Source organism: Haliscomenobacter sp., assembly GCF_040403615.1.
Taxonomy (GTDB): Bacteria; Bacteroidota; Bacteroidia; order Chitinophagales; family Saprospiraceae; genus Haliscomenobacter.
The window spans coordinates 51,659-68,492 of the sequence record NZ_JBBAKG010000004.1; the positions used below are offsets into that span (position 1 = coordinate 51,659).

General features: G+C 46.7%; 15 protein-coding genes. 6 read left to right on the forward strand and 9 right to left on the reverse strand.

All coding sequences use genetic code 11. From position 1 onward, the window contains the following. Positions 1-729 (forward strand): amidohydrolase family protein (locus ABW391_RS02500; RefSeq protein WP_353480240.1); only part of this gene is annotated, 729 nt, incomplete at its 5' end. A gap of 62 nt (positions 730-791) precedes the next feature. Here ABW391_RS02500 and ABW391_RS02505 read toward each other — a convergent pair. Genes ABW391_RS02505 through epsC form a run of 3 tightly spaced genes read right to left on the reverse strand, consistent with a single transcriptional unit; the run spans position 792 to position 3,087 of the window. Beyond that, positions 792-1,334 carry a hypothetical protein gene (locus ABW391_RS02505; protein ID WP_353480241.1) on the reverse strand — a complete coding sequence of 181 codons (543 nt, stop codon included), beginning with the start codon at positions 1,332-1,334 and terminating at the stop codon, positions 792-794. A gap of 25 nt (positions 1,335-1,359) precedes the next feature. Then, positions 1,360-2,253, reverse strand: a complete 894-nt coding sequence (gene cysM / locus ABW391_RS02510; RefSeq protein WP_353480242.1) for a cysteine synthase CysM — start codon at positions 2,251-2,253, stop codon at positions 1,360-1,362. A gap of 21 nt (positions 2,254-2,274) precedes the next feature. Continuing rightward, positions 2,275-3,087, reverse strand: a complete 813-nt coding sequence (gene epsC, locus ABW391_RS02515) for a serine O-acetyltransferase EpsC (protein ID WP_353480243.1) — start codon at positions 3,085-3,087, stop codon at positions 2,275-2,277. Positions 3,088-3,243: 156 nt separating this feature from the next. Here epsC and meaB point away from each other — a divergent pair, with 156 nt between their 5' ends. From meaB to ABW391_RS02540, 5 genes are all read left to right on the forward strand, one after another. Continuing rightward, on the forward strand, positions 3,244-4,329 hold the full coding sequence (gene meaB / locus ABW391_RS02520) for a methylmalonyl Co-A mutase-associated GTPase MeaB (protein ID WP_353480244.1): 1,086 nt from the start codon (positions 3,244-3,246) through the stop codon (positions 4,327-4,329). Between the two features lie 266 nt (positions 4,330-4,595). After that, a complete protein-coding gene (locus ABW391_RS02525) occupies positions 4,596-5,186 on the forward strand; it encodes a LemA family protein (protein ID WP_353480245.1) in 591 nt (196 codons plus the stop codon). A gap of 67 nt (positions 5,187-5,253) precedes the next feature. Continuing rightward, positions 5,254-5,688 carry a TPM domain-containing protein gene (locus ABW391_RS02530; protein WP_353480246.1) on the forward strand — a complete coding sequence of 145 codons (435 nt, stop codon included), beginning with the start codon at positions 5,254-5,256 and terminating at the stop codon, positions 5,686-5,688. Between the two features lie 29 nt (positions 5,689-5,717). Further along, positions 5,718-6,515 carry a TPM domain-containing protein gene (locus ABW391_RS02535; protein ID WP_353480247.1) on the forward strand — a complete coding sequence of 266 codons (798 nt, stop codon included), beginning with the start codon at positions 5,718-5,720 and terminating at the stop codon, positions 6,513-6,515. Between the two features lie 36 nt (positions 6,516-6,551). Further along, on the forward strand, positions 6,552-7,811 hold the full coding sequence (locus tag ABW391_RS02540) for a M43 family zinc metalloprotease (RefSeq protein ID WP_353480248.1): 1,260 nt from the start codon (positions 6,552-6,554) through the stop codon (positions 7,809-7,811). Between the two features lie 148 nt (positions 7,812-7,959). On the opposite strand, the gene ABW391_RS02545 is transcribed toward ABW391_RS02540, so the two are convergent. The 6 genes from ABW391_RS02545 to ABW391_RS02570 form a co-directional block, all read right to left on the reverse strand. Next, complete coding sequence (locus ABW391_RS02545) at positions 7,960-8,871, reverse strand: DUF5777 family beta-barrel protein (protein ID WP_353480249.1); 912 nt, start codon at positions 8,869-8,871, stop codon at positions 7,960-7,962. A gap of 1 nt (position 8,872) precedes the next feature. Continuing rightward, positions 8,873-9,451 carry a YceI family protein gene (locus ABW391_RS02550; protein WP_353480250.1) on the reverse strand — a complete coding sequence of 193 codons (579 nt, stop codon included), beginning with the start codon at positions 9,449-9,451 and terminating at the stop codon, positions 8,873-8,875. 67 nt (positions 9,452-9,518) lie between these two features. Beyond that, the gene (locus ABW391_RS02555) at positions 9,519-10,187 is read right to left on the reverse strand and encodes a c-type cytochrome domain-containing protein (protein ID WP_353480251.1); all 669 of its coding nucleotides are present in this window, start codon (positions 10,185-10,187) and stop codon (positions 9,519-9,521) included. A gap of 276 nt (positions 10,188-10,463) precedes the next feature. Beyond that, a complete protein-coding gene (locus tag ABW391_RS02560; protein WP_353480252.1) occupies positions 10,464-10,967 on the reverse strand; it encodes a heme-binding domain-containing protein in 504 nt (167 codons plus the stop codon). A gap of 64 nt (positions 10,968-11,031) precedes the next feature. After that, on the reverse strand, positions 11,032-12,210 hold the full coding sequence (locus tag ABW391_RS02565; protein WP_353480253.1) for an efflux RND transporter periplasmic adaptor subunit: 1,179 nt from the start codon (positions 12,208-12,210) through the stop codon (positions 11,032-11,034). 66 nt (positions 12,211-12,276) lie between these two features. Further along, the gene (locus tag ABW391_RS02570) at positions 12,277-16,626 is read right to left on the reverse strand and encodes a CusA/CzcA family heavy metal efflux RND transporter (RefSeq protein ID WP_353480254.1); all 4,350 of its coding nucleotides are present in this window, start codon (positions 16,624-16,626) and stop codon (positions 12,277-12,279) included. Positions 16,627-16,834 lie beyond the last annotated feature (208 nt).

Consider the following 16,834-nt stretch of genomic DNA (forward strand, 5'->3'; position numbering starts at 1 on the left):
GAAAATTGGTTCAACAACTTCAAGCCTGCTTACGACCAACAAAGCGACAGCAATGGCAACCGCAAGAGTGCCGTTCCGCACGCGCCTTATACCGTTTCGCGCAATTTGTTCCAAAAAATCAATGCGTTGAATACCCCAGGAAGTACCGTTAGCATCCACAACCAGGAAACGCCAGGGGAGAATGCCCTTTTCCTCAACAAGACGGGCAGCTTTTTGGATTTTTATGAGGGATTTGGATTCCCGTTGGATCAGTTCACACCAAGTGGCAAGCCTTCTATCTACTACGCGCTTGAAAACATGGATCCCAACTGCCGCACGCTTTTTGTGCACAATACCGAAAGTACCCCTGAAGACATCCGTGCCGCTCAAGCCTGGAGTGACAATATTTATTGGGCCACTTGCCCCAACGCCAATTTGTACATCGAAAATCGCTTGCCCAACTACCAATATTTTCTGGATACTGGGGCCAAAGTGACCATCGGTACAGATAGTTTGACCTCCAACTGGCAGTTGTCCATTTTGGAAGAAATGAAAACCATTGCCCGTTTCCAGTCTTATGTGCCATTCCAAACCCTACTGCGCTGGGCTACGATCAACGGAGCCGAGGCGCTCGGATTTGATGACCAATTGGGCAGCATCGAAGTGGGCAAAAAACCAGGATTGTTGTTGCTGAATTTGGGAGAAGAGGAGCAGTTGGTGCACGATACCAAAGTGCAGCGGATTGTGTGAGTTCGACTGCGTAGACCGAACAAAAGTTGAACTATTGTTCGGTCTACTTTACGTAACTCATGTTACTTCACTTTTTTCAATGCTTCAATCATGCTATCGCTGAAATCCTTCAGCAAGTAAGTTTTGATGGGTAACTTTTTGCTGACCTTGGGATCAGGAATGAGTTGCTTTTTCTTGTCATTCCAATGGTTCCTGTTGGCTTCAAAAGCGCCAGTGAGCAGGTTGTAACTGGACATCCCTGAGCCGTCATTCATCGCATTTCCAAATTGCTCGTTGTCGTAACCAATGACTTTAATTTGCTTCAATTTGGGATCGTAACGGAATTTGTAGGTATAAGACGCCCGCATATAATTGATCGCCAAAACCACCACATTTTTGCTCATCGAAACCGTACGTTGATCACCTGCAATAGTGATGTTTTGAGTACTGATCACTTTACTGCCTTGGCTGGACAATGCGTAGGTGATCTTCATCCCGTCATCGGTATTTACCAACTCCAGTTTATCGACCTTTCCATCGGCATCCAAGTCGTAAGAAATTTTGTTTTGTCCAAAGGTCGTCACTGTTAAGAAAAGCAAGAACGGTAGTAATGTTGATTTCATCATGTTGTTTTTAATTTTCAATCATTGATCAGCCCAAGTTTTTTCCAAAAATGCCAGAAGACAGGTACCGATCCCCTCGATCACAAATGATGCATACGATCACGGCTTTATCCAGTTCGGCAGCCAGTTTGGCGACGGCGGCTACTGCTCCTCCGCTGCTGACGCCACCAAAAATAGCGTCTTCTTGGGCCAATCGACGCATCATTTCAGTTGCTTCTGCCTGAGATACATCGATGATCCGATCTACCCGCTCTGCATCGTAAATTTCTGGCAAAAACTCTTTAGACCAGCGGCGAATACCCGGAATATTTGAGCCATCGGTAGGTTGCACGCCCACGATCTGGACGTTCTGGCTTTGTTCTTTCAAATACCTGGAAGTGCCCATGATGGTGCCCGTAGTGCCCATAGAAGAAACAAAATGAGTGACTTTGCCGTCAGTGTCTCTCCAGATTTCCGGTCCGGTGCTGCGGTAATGGGCTCCCCAGTTGTCGGGATTGGCAAACTGATTGAGCATCAGGTAACCGCCTTGAGCAACCATTTCTTCTGCTAATTCACGGGAGTATTCGATGGTTTTTTCAGCTGGAGTGAGCAGGACTTCGGCGCCGTATGCTTCCATGGTCTGTACCCGTTCGGCGGTAGAGTTATCTGGCATAATTAAGGTAATGTCTACATCAAACAAGCGGGCGATCATGGCCAGGGCAATGCCCGTGTTTCCACTGGTGGCTTCCACCAATTTCACCCCGGGAAGGAGCTCTCCCCGATCAATGGCGCCCTTGATCATGCCATAAGCAGCGCGGTCTTTGACACTACCTCCTGGATTTTGTCCTTCTAATTTGCCGTATATTTTCACACCAGGTTTCTGAATCACATGTCGTATTTCAACCAAGGGAGTATTTCCGATTAAGTCTGCTACCGAAGCCATAAGTTGTTTTTTGGGAGTAATTTAATCTGCTTTGTTTCTTTGTTGGAGACTGTCGTTGGAGCTGTAATATACCCTACTGAAGGGCGGTACACTCTTGGTTACCCATACATTGCCACCAATGATGCTGCCATTGCCAATCACAGTTTCGCCCCCCAGAATGGTTGCTCCTGAATAAATTACCACATTGTCTTCAATGGTAGGATGGCGTTTCGTTTCAGCCAATTCTTTCTTTACACTGAGTGCCCCCAAGGTAACGCCCTGGTATATTTTTACATTGTCGCCAATGTGGGAAGTACCTCCAATTACTACTCCGGTACCGTGGTCGATGCAAAAGTTTTTCCCAATTTCTGCCGAAGGGTGGATGTCTACTCCGGTGCGGCTGTGCGCGTATTCTGTCAAGATCCGGGGGATAAGTGGAATGCGCATTTCATACAATTCATGAGAAATGCGGTACACGGCAATAGCATAAAAACCCGGGTAGGTACGAATCACTTCGGGCAGATCAATGGCAGCAGGGTCACCCTTCAAAATGGCCTCAGCATCCATGAGCAGGAATTCGCGTACCCTGGGCAGACTGGCCATAAACTCCCCTTCCAATTCAGGGGCTTTGGTATGCAAAGCATGATCTGCGGTATCCAATATTTTATTCAACTCCAGTTTGAGGCCATGAAAGTATTGCTCAAATTCGCGCAAGTTGGTAAACCGATGATCTGAAAATTCAGGAAACAACAAACCCAAAATGCCATTCAACCAGGAGGAGATGCTGGAAGGGGAAGGCATTTCTTGGGAATCGCGGTGCTTCTCGTAAAGTTTTTGAATGAATTGTTTTTCCATAGGGAAATATTTATAGTACATTCCGAAGGTAAAGATAGAACAAGATAGAGGAAGATAAAGTGAAACACGGTTTCTAACTTTTTTGAAAAAAATAATTTCCAGGGTAGTACATTTGATCAAGAACAAGTAGCGTGTTCGTCCTACCAAGCATTGCTTATGACCGATCCAAAGGAAGATGCAACCAAACCAAGCGTAAGAGCAGGAATCAACCCGCCTGCCTCAGTAAATCCTACGTGGAGTCCCAAAAAACGACGCAACCACTTGAATGCCAAGTCGTATATCGAAGGCATTTTGGAAGGTGATCGTACCCTGCTCAGTCAGGCCATCACTTTGGTTGAAAGCAAACAAGCACAACACCAGGCTTTGGCGCATGAAATCATTGAAGGTTGCTTGCCGCACAGCGGAAAATCCATCCGGATCGGGATTACTGGCGTGCCTGGAGTGGGAAAAAGCACTTTCATTGAAGCTTTAGGGGGGAGTTTTAGCAATGCTGGCCAAAAGTTGGCCGTATTGGCCATTGATCCCAGCAGTCAAATCAGCAAAGGCAGTATCCTGGGCGATAAAACGCGCATGGCCAAACTGGCAACCGATCCAAAAGTGTACATTCGCCCTTCAGCAGCTGGCGATTCACTGGGTGGTGTAGCCCGCAAAACCCGTGAAACCATCATTTTGTGCGAAGCGGCGGGGTTTGATGCACTCTTTGTCGAAACAGTTGGAGTAGGCCAATCTGAAGTAGCGGTTCATTCTATGGTCGATTTTTTTCTTTTATTGCTGCTTCCCGGTGCTGGAGATGAACTTCAGGGCATCAAAAGAGGTATAGTAGAAATGGCAGATCTGGTTGCCGTCAACAAGGCCGATGGCGACAACCTGCAAAGTGCCAAAAGGGCGGCAGCGGATTACCGCAATGCCTTGCACCTCTTTCCACCCAAGGCCAGCAATTGGGAGGTTTTGGTCAAAACCTGTTCGGCGATCAGCGGTGAAGGGATTTCTGAAATCAAGCAGGGGATTGAAGCATTTCAGGTTTTCACCAAAAGCAATGGCTATTTTCAATCCCAACGACAGGAACAAGCCCGATACTGGTTGCACGAAACCATTCAGCAACTGATTCGCGATCAATTTTATGAACATTCCCGGGTAGCAATGTTGTTGAAGGAAAGGGAAACGGAAGTTTTGGCGCAACTCAAATCTCCGTTCCATGCCGCAGAGGAGTTGGTGAAAGCATTTTTGGAAGCTGCAAAATAAAAGTTTCCTTATCTTGGCAAAGCAAAAAAGGTACTGTTCGCCGACAATTTGTAGCAGTTGGGAGGAAAATTTTCGGAAGAAAAACCTAAGCCCCCTAATATTGCTTAGTCTGATGCAAAAAATTACTTCCCGATTTTTTGAGAGGCTTTTGAATAGGAAGCTCACTTTAAATGAACCGTTCGGCTTCCTATTCAAAATCCAAAATCGGGAAGTTAATTTTTCTGCGTTATTTACATTTTTGAACTTTTCAAAACAAAACCAATACAATGAATAAATTAATCAGTTCAGTAGTCCTTATTTTGGTAGGACTGATGTTGCTTTTTGGTGGATGCAGCACTTACAACGGAATGGTCAATTCCGATGAAGACGTTGACAACACCTGGTCAAAAGTTCAATCTGCTTATCAGCGTCGTGCCGACCTAATCCCAAATTTGGTGAACACGGTAAAGGGCGTAGCAAATTTTGAAAAAAGCACCCTTACCGCAGTGGTCGAAGCACGTGCCAAGGCTAGCAGCATCACCATTGATCCTTCCACGGCTACTCCAGAGCAATTGGCGGCATTCCAACAAGCACAAAGTGGAATCTCTCAAACACTGGGGCGTTTGATGGTGATTTCTGAGCAATATCCAGAACTTAAGGCCAACCAATCGTTCTTGGAGTTGCAATCCCAGTTGGAAGGCACCGAAAACCGCATCAAAGTAGCTCGGGACAATTACAACGATGCGGCGACCAATTTCAACAAAAAAATTCGCCGCTTCCCTGCGAGCTTGATCGCAGGCATGTCTGGTTTTCACCAAAGATCACAATTTCAGGCTGAGCAAAATGCCCAGAACGCACCTGACGTGAAATTTGATTAAAAAATTGCAGGGTTTAGCAGTGGATATTTTTCACTGCTAAACTCCTACAATTCTCGAACCCTTCATTATGGTCAAGTTTCTATCTTCAGAAGAAGAAAAACGAGTAATCGACTGCATCAAAGAGGCAGAAGCTGCTACTTCTGGTGAAATCAGAATCCATCTGCAAGGCAAGGTCAACAAAACTGCCTGGGAGGATGCTCTTGTGGTTTTTGATCGGCTCAAAATGGCTGAAACACAAGAACGCAATGGAGTATTGGTTTTCATCGTACCCAAAGACCATCAACTGGTCATCATTGGCGATAAGGGTATCCACGAAAAGGTGATGAATCATTTTTGGGTAGAAGTACGCGACGAAATGCTCAAGCATTTTCGAGACAAAGATTTTGCAGGAGGCTTGTGCACTGGCGTAAAATTAATTGGTGCAAAACTCCAAAAACACTTTCCTCCTGGAGATACAGAACAAACAAACGAACTTCCCGACGATATTTCCTACGACATGTAGGCGCTGTTTTGTTTTAAAAATCCAAGTCCATGAATACGATGAAATCCCTGTTGTTGTTGCTGTTAGGATCTATGTGGGTGCTGAATGGGGTTTTTGCAAAAGACATACCTGCCCGCCCACAAACCATGGTCAGCGACTTTGCTGGCCTTTTGAGTCCCGCTGAACGAAACAGCCTGGAACTCAAACTTCGGGCTTATGAAGACTCTACTTCGACCCAAATTGCCATTGTCATTGATAAATCCCTGGAAGATGAAGATGCTTTTGAGTATTCCTACCGTTTAGCGCAAGCTTGGGGAATTGGTCAAAAAGACAAAGACAATGGCATACTCATTTACATCGCCCAAGCCGAACGCAAAATTCGGATTGTAACCAATTCCGGGGTACAAAGTTTCTTAACCGATGCCCTGTCTAAACGCATCATCGAAAATACCATCAAACCTGCTTTCAAAGCGGGCCAATACTACGCTGGCCTCAACGGCGCGGTCGACAACATCATCCAAATTGGTGCAGGAGAATTTAAAGCAGATGACAAAGAAAAAGAAGGGAACGGTGTCCTTTCTTTCCTGATTTTATTGCTGATTATCGGTCTCGTTTTCTTTATTTTTTCTTACTTGTCTCGGCGCTCCAACAATAATGGTGGCGGATATGGTGGAGATGGACGATACAGAGATCGGGGTTATGGCCCCGGAGGCTGGTTCATTTTTCCTGGCGGCGGTGGATTCAATAATGATTCTTCAGATCGCAACAGCGGTTTTGGTGGCGACGACTGGGGTGGTTTTGGTGGCAGCGATGGCTTTGACGGCGGTGGCGCCGGCGGCGATTGGTAAAAACCAGAACCAGTTTAAAGTAATAATGAAAAGGCAATGAAAAAAACCTGGGTTTGCTTGTGGGGACTTTTGCTTGCCTTTTCATTCCCTGGCTATGCTCAAAAATGGCTTTCCGCCAAAAAAATTATTCGGGTTGATGCCCGTTCGATCCTCAACCGAGATTTAAATTTGGGGAATGGCTCCAATAACCGCAACTCTTTCGATTACCTACCCGACACCGCCCACCTGGCCCATTTTCCGATCCGGTACCTGAAGGTCAATGTCCATTTCATGAATGCCCGAAACCGGGCTTACAATTATGATGGAGAAGCAGCGATCCGTTTTGCCAAAGAATTGATCGATTACGCCAATCGGGATCTACAAACCAACAACCAACTCTGGCTGCCCTATCGGCAAAAATTGCCCGTGCTTCCTCCGCGCTACCAGTACGTACTCACGCCTCGTCAGGCCAATGATGCGGGCATTTATTTCCATTACGACGATCAACTTTATTACTACATCCACAAAGGACCTACCGCGAATTTGTACGATACAGAAGTTTTGGATAAATACCAGATCCAGAAAGATACGGTGTTGAACATTTTCATCATGCCGCACCATCCCGACAGCATGCGATCGGCTTGGTACAACAAATCAGCGGGCGGCGTAGGGGTTATGCTGGGCAACGCCATCAAAATGGCGGGCATGTACGAAGGTCATCAACCAGCCTGGGCCTACCGAGGCGTACTCAATCATGAAGTGGGGCATTTTCTGGGTTTGTTGCATGCCTTTTATGGGGACGGGTGCGAGGACACCCCTGAACACGGCAATCCCTGCTGGAACCGCACTACGAATGCGCCTTGTGACACGGCAGCCTCCAACAACATGATGGATTACAATGCCTTGCAAAATGCTTTATCGCCTTGCCAAATCGGCACGATGCACGCCCGCATGGCCGATACCAATAGTTATGAGCGGCACTTTCTCGTCAAAAATTGGTGCATCCGGCAACCCGATCAAGATATCGTGGTGCGCGACAGTGTGGTATGGCTGGGAGACAAGGATTTGTGTGGCAATTTGACCATAGCCGAAGGTGGCGTATTGAGCATCCAAGCAAGGGTTTCGTTGCCCGAAAATGCGCGCATTACCTTGTTGCCAGGTGCCGTATTGCGGCTTGGGTCAAAGGCGCTTTTGCACAATGCTTGTGGTTTGGAGTGGGAAGGAATTGATGCACCCAAGCGGTTTTTGGCGGCTCGCGGGAAGGTATTCGCAGCACCAGGCGCAAGGATTCGTGGGGCTAAATTTTTGGATTATTGACCTACATCTGTTTTCTTTCCTTTTAGCAGCTTCGCTGCATGGTTTTTTCCACCACCTTAGGCACCTAAGAATCACCTGAGTCCATGTCATTTTTTCTTAGGTGATTCTTAGGTGTCTGAGGTGGTGAAAAAAAAGCCTCCGGTTATTTCTAAGACTTCTTCTTGTTCTTTTCATTCAACTGAAACACCCGGGAAAGGTTGAATCCAAATTGAATATCGCCCTTCAACCAACTGCCATTGGCATCGGTCAGGAAAGCACGCTCATTCATGCCCACTGCATTGGAAAAATGCAATTGGAATACGTGCCCGCCCGTTTCGATGTCAAAACCGATCGATGTGGGATTGAAAGTTGGGTCATTGGGAAAGCGATTGAACGCGTAGTAGTAATCAATGACCAGCGCTACCCGCTTGATGAATTTGTACCTTGCTCCAAAGCCCAAAGCAAACATATCATTGGGTGCCAATTGGTTTTCCACGATGTTGCGGTGCAGCCAGGTAGGCACCAATTGTGCAGAGAATTTTTCACTGAACTTTCTACCAACTATGGCTTGGGTGTAGTAAGCCAAGCGGCGGGTAAAATTGGGATCAACTTCAAGGTCGGCGTAAGGATCTTTCAACCCATTGAAAGTTGTTCCCGCTACCAATACTACGGATACAGGAATACTTTTGGCTCCTGTACTCTGCCACAAGACGCGGTACTTGAGAAAGCCATCCAATTCCTTTTTAGACGTAGTCCGACCTACACCTATCGTAAAATTGGAGGTCACTCCATAGTCAAATCCCAAACGCATGTTTGCGTTGTCCAGGCCAAATAGGTTGTAAAAGCCATCGTTGATTTTGCCAAAACGATGCAGGATTCGAAAATCCAATGCTCCCGCATCCAGCATTTCCATGCTATGACCGTTGATGACCCGGGGTGATTTGAATGCGTTGACGACCTTGTCACTTGAGTTGTCATCACCGAGCAAACCCAGTAAGCTGTCATCCTGAGCGAGCAGTGGGCTAAAAAAAGCCCCCAGTAAAAGCGCGAGTAGCGCCGTCCTTTGCCAGTATTTTTTCATCTTATTTACCTTTTAGAATTTCCAAAGCTGCACTGATGCTGATTTTTGCACTTTCAGCAATTTTGACAAAAACAACCGTAGGAATGTCAATTTTGTAATCCTTTAGCATCAGCTCGATACTGGAGCTTACCAGTATTTTGCCTTTTTCAACGGTGATGACCCCTTTTGTAGTAACTTCCTTGGTCACCCCGTGCAAAAACATGTTACCTGTCACTGTTACAGGATAAGTTCCGTCTTTGCTAAAGTTTACTTTGCTCAACTCATTGATTTTTCCCTTAAAAGTTGACTTGGGGTATTTTTCGCTTTCTACGTAGTTTTCGTTGAAGTGTTTTTGCATCAACGAACTGGCGAAATCAAATTTATTCATGGATACGGCCCATTCCATCTGGCCAGATGCAGCATCCAATACACAGGTTGCCACGGTGTTTTTGGCTTTTATCTCTTCGACATCGTCCAGTTTGCCTTCAGCATCAAAAATTACCGTTCCGGTACGGGTAAAGTATTTTGATTGCGCGGTAGTTGTAGTAACATTGATGCCAACTAGCAGCATCAGCAGGAAGAAAAAGCGGATTGTGTTCATTAGATTAACGTTTTTTGGATTTGATTGGAAGTCTCGCGAATGCCCCACGAATAAATTAGTGGGTTGTTTAGTTGTTGAGGGCGCCTAGACGGATCCATTCCTTGATGGAGCTGATTTCGCAGGCAGGTAGTTTACCGTTCTCAGGCATGGGTACAAAACCTGCATCGTGATTGATACTGCCGTACAAACTGCCGTCCAAAGCGTATTTTTTCACCCCGGTGTACGTTCCGAGGTTTACCCCAGCAGAAGGAGAATTGCCGCTGTGACAACTGTTGCAAGAACGATCCAGAATGGTTTTCACTGTTTTAGAGTAGGTAACCGCACTTAAGTCACAAGTCGTTGTAGAGCAGGTAGTGTTTTTGGCGCCTTGCTCTATCCAGAGGGCAATTGTTGTGATTTGATCAACACTCAGTTTATTGTATGGCGCCTGGGGCATAAGCTGCTCTCCTACCGAGATCAACACTTTGTAGAGCTCGCTGGCTTTGTAATCACCAGGCACTACGCCATGTTCAATAACGTGTTGATAAGAGGTCAATTCCACACCTGCTGCCCGATCCTTGCTGTTGTGGCAACCACTTTGGGTACAATTGGATACTAGGAGGGGCAGGATGTCCCTTTCAAAACATACGGGATTTACGTCTACCACTTTTTCTTGGGTACAAGCACTAAAAAGTGCCAATGTAGCAATGGCTAACAGGGTTAGAAAACCGAGAAAGCGTTTTTGTGTTACTATCATATCATTTAAATTATAAGGAAAGGCAATACCATCTGTTCTCAATTGTTATTGCCCTTCCTTTCAATACTATAAAATGACCTCAAGAGTTGCCTCTCTTATCAAGATTGGTTACTCCGAGGAGATGGAATCGTGTTTTAGTAACGCAGAAAAATTACCTTCCCGATTTTGGCTTTTGAATAGGAAGTCGAACGGTTCATTTCAAGTGAGCTTCCTATTCAAAAGCCTCTAAAAAAATCGGGAAGTAATTTTTTGCGTCAGACTTAGGTACAAAGATAATCAGTCTTCATCGTGTTCTTCGTCGTGAGCCTGACCAGTTTTGTTGCCGTTGCTCACTTTTTCACTCCCATTAAACCAATTGATGAGGGTGCGCTTTTGCGCCGCATTTAAGCGTGCTTCCGGGTGCATCCACAGGTAGTCTTGTAACGGCATTTCTCCTTCTGCAATTGTCTCTGGTAGTTCTTCGGTCGCTTCCGCAAGGTCGTGTGGAGAAGTAGAACCCCATTCTGAAAAGTTCAGCTTGGAGCGCGCTTCGTTGATGTGGTTTTTTACAATAAAAGAAACCGGCGCCACGTAAGCATACCAGGGATACTTTGATTCGTTGGAATGGCAATCGTAGCAAGCGGCACGCAGTAACGTCGCAACTTCTGTGGGCGCACCACTTAATTTGAGGTAGTCTTGATTCAGATCAACAGCAGGATTTTTGCGGTTGACCGGGATAAATTGGATGAGGATCACTGCAATCAGTAGCAACCAGCCCACCATCTTGAGGATGCGTTTCATGACTTTGTTTTAAAAAAATTCCATAACATTTACAATTTCAATCAGGATCATTGCAGTAGGGTCATCACTCTTCAGCCGATACTCCTGCGCCTTGTGCAGACACATAGTAAGCGCCTTTCAGGACAATAGCTGCATTGGGGGGCAATGACGCTAATGTCTGTACTGCGATGTAGCCGTTGCCGGCTGCACCAAGTTTTACGGGGATTTTATGGAAAATTGCGCCTTTGGAATCACTGCGCTCTTGATAAAAAATAAAATTTCCATCTCGTTCCTGGATCACGGCTTCTTCGGGTAAAGCTTCCAGCATTCCAGTTTGAGTGAGGTTAATCTTGGCATTCAGAAAACCGCCTTTGGCCAGGTGCTGGTTATTGGCCAATCCAGGATTGTCAAAACGGGCATGTACCTTGACCGTTTTGCGATCAGCGTCAACCGTCCGCTCCAGGTAATCGATGTGCGCCGCAAAAGCTTGATCACTGCCTCCCGGGAAGCTTAAGGCTACGGATTGGCCTGCTTTTACTTTAGCCAGGTCTTTTTCGAAAACATACAATACCGGATGCAAAAAAGCCAGATTGCTGATTTCACAAACTGGGTCGCCCATGTGGAGCGCGGCTCCCATGCTGGCATCCATGCGCGTAACCAAACCTGCAATTGGAGCAGTAATCAAAAGCTCTGTACGGAGGTTTTCGGTAGTCAACTTAGCAGGGTCGATCTGGTATTGCTTCAGTTTGGCCGCCAACAATTTGGAAGAAGTCTGAGCCGACCGCCAGTCTGATTCTGCTTTTTGAAAATTTTTGGTCGCGGTGGCATCGTTTTCATTCAAGGCTTTGTAGCGCTGGTATTCGGTTTCCAAAAACACCAATCTGTCTTTGTTTTCGAGGAATTGCTGCTGCAAATCGAGCAAGTCAGGCTTTCTTATCACCGCAATGACACCTCCTTTGGCCACCGTAACATTGCTGTGTACCCGCAATCCACTGACAATGCCATCTGTAAATGCACTTACCTGGGCAATGTGTTCTTTGCCCAACACCAATTCGGAATTGGTTTCGAGGTACTCACTCAAAGGCCGCAAGGTGAATGTTCCCATTTGGATATTCGCTTGCACGAGTTGTGCCGGACTCAACACAACTGTATTTGCACTTTCTGGTTTTGCCGTTTCCGATTTGGTTTCGGTTTCCGCTTTTTTGCCGCAAGCCACTACAATGAGGGCAAGGGCGAGGATGCTTATATTTTTGATGAAATTCATTTTGATTGAATTAAGTAACGCAGAAAAATTAACTTCCCGATTTTTTGCGTCATAGAGATGAAAAAATTACAAATCCGCAATGAATTTTAATTCAACAACGGTTAGGCTGAGGCCGTACAAATTCTCCAGATACGCCAGTTCAATACCGATGGATTGCTCTACCTGCTGTGAAAGGGTAGTGTAATCGATTTCGCCAGAACGGTAATTGAGGGCGGCATTGCGCAGCAGTTCCTTCGCCAATACTTGACCCTGGCTTTGGTAATAATCAATCAGGGTATTGTACTTCTCTTGCTCATGGAGTAAATGCGCCATTTGGGAGCGTTGCTGTAGCAGAATAGTCCTATAATTTGCCTCAGCAATTTGGACGTTCACTCCTGCCGACTCAACTGCTTTATTGCGTGCCTTGTTGATTAGCGGGATATTCATGCCCACTTGCCAACCTGGGAAAAACCGTCCATTGGCCACAAGTTGTCCGTACACCCCGCTCGAAAAACTGGGCGCAAAACTGGCTTTTGCGATGTCTTGCTGACTTTTGGCCACACTCACCTGGGTCAGTCCCGTCAGGGCGCTGGGTGCTTTAACAATCAAAGCGGTATCGGCCAGACTAAAAGTTTGCTTGCGTAGAGGCTCAGCAATGGCGCTAACTGCCTGCGGCAAACCGAGGAGTTGTCCCAGCACCACTTGATCAAAATTGAGTTCGTGCGAGATGGTTTCCAACACGAGTCGTACCTGCGCAGCTCTGTCTTGTGCTGCCAATTTCTCAGCCAATGCCGCATCTCCCAACTGGTAACGCTGCTGGGCAATGATGGCAAAATTGGTGTACACCGAATCCAAAGCAGTGTACAATCGAGCTTTGAGATCGAGATAGCCAAGGTGCTGATAAATCTCGCGTACCTGTCGGATCAAGTCCTTTTCGGTATGCGCCAATACAGCTTGTGCGTGAGATTCCTTTTGTTGATAAAAATTACGATTGGCTTGGGTGGTTTTACGGGTGGGAAAGTTTTGGTTAATCCCCACCGTAGTTGTACCAAACACGCCCAAAACGGGGTCAGCAACGACATTATGAAAAATATTGGCAGGGTCATACATCTTGGCCGTGCCTCGTAAAACAGTTTGCTGTTGTACACTGAGCGACGCCGATCGAACCCCTGGGTGATTGCGTAGCGCCAGAACAATTGCATCGTCTTCCCGCAAGGCATTCTGACCAAATGCCTGATTTCCAAAAAATAGCAACGGAAGCAGCAACATCATGGCTGCTGGCGGTACTTTACTGTTGCGTTTGCGGCCAAAAAACAAGGCATACAACACCGGAAGCACCACCAACGTAAGCAAGGTGGAAGTGATCAGGCCACCGATGACTACGGTTGCCAAAGGACGCTGCACCTCTGCACCCGATCCATGCGAGATGGCCATCGGCAAAAAACCCAGCGAGGCTACTGCCGCCGTCATCAATACTGGGCGCAAGCGGGCAATGGCTCCTGCTCGAATGCGCTCATACACGCTTTCGATGCCTTCTTTTTCCAATTGATTGAAATAGGTGATCAATACAATGCCATTCAACACCGCGACACCAAAAAGAGCGATAAATCCTACTCCGGCGGAGATAGAGAATGGCATGCCCCGCATTTGCAGTGCAAATATCCCTCCAATGGCCGACATGGGGATGGCGGAAAAAATCAGCAAACTTTCTTTGAAGGAATTGAAGGTAAAATAAAGTAGTAGGAAAATCAAGGCTAAAGCCAACGGCACCGCAATCGAAAGACGGGCTTTGGCCGCATTTAAATTTTCAAATTGACCGCCATAGGTAACGAAATACCCCGGTGGCAATTTGAGGGAAGTTTCCAACTTTTCTTGAACCGCCTTAAAAGCACTCTCTACATCTCGCCCCCGCACGTTGGCGCCCACTACGATCCGGCGCTGGGCATTGTCGCGGCTAATTTGCGCCGCACCCAAGCGATAGCCAACTTCTGCTACTTCGCTTAGGGGAATCAACTCGCCATTGGGGGTTGCAATGGGCAGTTGCTGTACATCTTCCAGATCGTTGCGATCCTGGTCATCCAGGCGAACGACCAAATCAAAACGTCGGGCATCCTCATACACCACTCCGGCTGAAGTTCCAGCAAAAGCAGCCCGCAGGGTGGCATTGATGTCCCGAATATGCAAGCCATAACGGGCTATTTTGTCGTAGTGGAAATTGATCACGATTTGGGGCAACCCTTCTACTTGCTCTACCTTGAGGTCGGCCAGGCCAGGAATGGTGTGGATCAATTTTTCTACTTTGCTGCCTGCATGAGCCAGCGTATCCATGTTGTCACCAAAGATTTTCACCGCAATATCCGAACGTACCCCGGTCATCATTTCGTCGAAACGCATTTTGATGGGTTGGGTAAATTCAAAGGCCATCCCTGGAATTTCGTGGACTTTCTCTTCAATTTTGCTGACCAGTTCTTCTTTGGTTTCTGCTTTGGTCCATTCTTCAATTGGCTTAAGCAAAATAATGTTGTCCGCAGTTTCGATGGCCATGGGGTCGGTGGGTATCTCGGCACTGCCAATTTTAGAAATCACTTGTTCTACCTCATTCGGAAAATTATCCAGGATGATTTGCTGAGCCATGCGGTGGCTTTCCAGGGTTTGGGGCAAAGAGGTGCCGGGGCGTAAAAAACCATGCATCATGATGTCCCCTTCATCGAGAGTAGGAATAAATTCACCCCCCATCCGGGAAAAAAGCAAGAGTGACACCACCAACAAGCCAAGACTGAGTCCAATCACCGTTTTGCGCCAGTGCAATGCCCAAGTGAGTACGGGCAAATACACCAGTTGAATGGTGTGGATGATGTGATCGGCAAAATTTCGGTGGTGGTGCATTTTCCTGTTCAAGGTCAAGGCTGAAACAGCCGGAACATAGGTCAAGGACAACAACAACGCACCAACCAGGGCAAAAGACACCGTTTGAGCCATGGGCTTAAACATCTTCCCTTCTACACCCACCAAAGACAAAATTGGGAGGTAAACAATCAGAATGATGATGACCCCAAAAACCGAAGAACGCATGATCCGAGAGGCGGCTTCCAATACACTTTCGTCCATGTCTTCTTTGGAGAGGATTACAGTAGCATTGGGTTGAATGGCTATCTCTGGCTGGTTCAGGTAGCGGGTATGCAAATAATGGAGGGTAGCCTCCACAATGATAACTGCCCCATCTACAATCAAACCAAAATCAAGCGCGCCCAGAGACATCAAATTGGCACTCACGCCAAAAAGTTGCATCATGGAAAGGGCAAAAAGCATGGCCAACGGAATCACCGAAGCGATGATCAAACCCGCACGAAAGTTTCCGACCAGCAAAACCAGCACAAAAATGACGATGAGTGCGCCTTCGATCAGGTTTTTCTTGACAGTAGCAATAGTCCGGTTGACCAGGTTTTCGCGGTCCAAAAAGGTGGTGATAGTGATGCCCTCGGGCAAACCTTTTTTGATTTCTTCCAGGCGAATTTTGACCCGCTCGATCACTTTTGCGGCATTCTCCCCCTTCAACATCATCACGATGCCCAGCACGATTTCACCTTTCCCATTGTGGCTTACCGCGCCATAGCGCAGGGCTTTGCCAAAACGCACCTGAGCTACATCGCCAATGCGCAAAGGTTGACCGTTGACGTTTTTGATCACAATTTGCTCAATATCGGTTAGGCTTTTGACCAAGCCCTGGGCACGAATGAAAAACACACTGCTGTGCTTTTCGACGTAGGCACCACCGGTATTTTCATTGGCACCTTCTAGAGCTTGTAAGATTTCAGGCAATCCGATTTGAAAACTGCGCAGGCGTTCGGGTCGAACGGCGACTTCGTATTGCTTCAAGTCCCCGCCAAAACTATTGATTTCCACTACCCCAGGTACTCCAATCAGTTGCTTTTTGACAATCCAATCCTGGATTTCCCGCAAATCGGAAGCGGAGTACTTTTTTTCATAGCCTGGTTGGGGCTCGATGCGATAGTGCAGAATTTCACCGAGTCCCGTCGAAATGGGCGCCAATTCTGGTATGCCAAACCCTGGTGGAATGTTCTGTTCCGCCATTTTGAGTTTTTCATTCATCATTTGGCGCGCGCGGTACACATCGATGTCTTCTTTGAACACCACAGTGACCACACTTAACCCAAATCGCGAGATGGAGCGCAGCTCGAGCACTCCGGGAATTGATTTTACAGCGACTTCAATGGGGGCAGTTACAAATTGCTCTACTTCCTGGGTAGCCAGGGTAGGACAAACCGTAAGAACCTGTACTTGATTGTTGGTGATATCAGGAATGGCATCGATCGGAAGCAGGGTAAAAGAATAGATCCCCGCAATGACCATAACCAGCGTTCCCAATCCCACCACAAGTTTATTGTGGATGGAAAAATGGATAATCCGAGTCAACATAAACAGTTGAATTATATGAAAATGATAAGAAAGCAGATGCTCAATAAGCAACGCGCTTAAGGAACACAAACATCGACCGAGAAGAGGTCAGACAGGATAATTAAGGGACGGAAACGAAATAAAGTAAGTAAGCTGACTGAGCAGTTTTTTGATTTGGCAAGGCACGAGGAAGGCGCATAGTAAACTACGCAACTGATGAGTAACGCAG